The sequence below is a fragment of the Acinetobacter sp. 24-47-39 genome, assembly GCF_056783825.1.
Genome location: NZ_JBWYIP010000038.1, coordinates 1 through 443 on the forward strand (window position 1 = coordinate 1; position 443 = coordinate 443).

Consider the following 443-nt stretch of genomic DNA (forward strand, 5'->3'; position numbering starts at 1 on the left):
CCACGGATTTGTTCATAAATACGCGGCTGTTGCGGCGTTTGTGCCAAAGTGAAGTTGCATCGTTAAGCGTAAGTTTGTAGAGGGTCAGTGCCCCATCGCTTTGTCCTTGTGAGGCTTCGGTGATGATGCCGGTGGTTCTAAACAGGGTGCCTTGATCAGTGACTTGATCGACGGCAACTCGTGTACCGATGAATTGTTTGAGTGGAATTAAAGCATTGGTCGAGAGACAGATGAGTTCTGCTTGCACGCCTTCGTTAAGGACATGGCTGCCATCGATACGTTGTAGGAAGACTTGGCTATTCAGTTGTGAATGACTGAATTGGATGTGGAGGGCTCTGTTTTGGGCGGTTAAGCCGAGCTGTTCCAATGCCGAAAAGATGTTGGCAAGCATGGTTATTATCTGTCTTTTATAATTTAATAAGGCTAAAGAATTTCTTAATATT

Annotated in this window: 1 protein-coding gene; it reads right to left on the reverse strand. The window is 45.4% G+C overall.

Going from position 1 to position 443, the window contains the following annotated elements; all coding sequences use genetic code 11:
• On the reverse strand, nt 1-391 hold a 391-nt coding region (locus AC1M9C_RS14940), incomplete at its 3' end, for a phage late control D family protein (protein ID WP_481953978.1).
• Between the last annotated feature and the right edge of the window lie 52 nt (nt 392-443).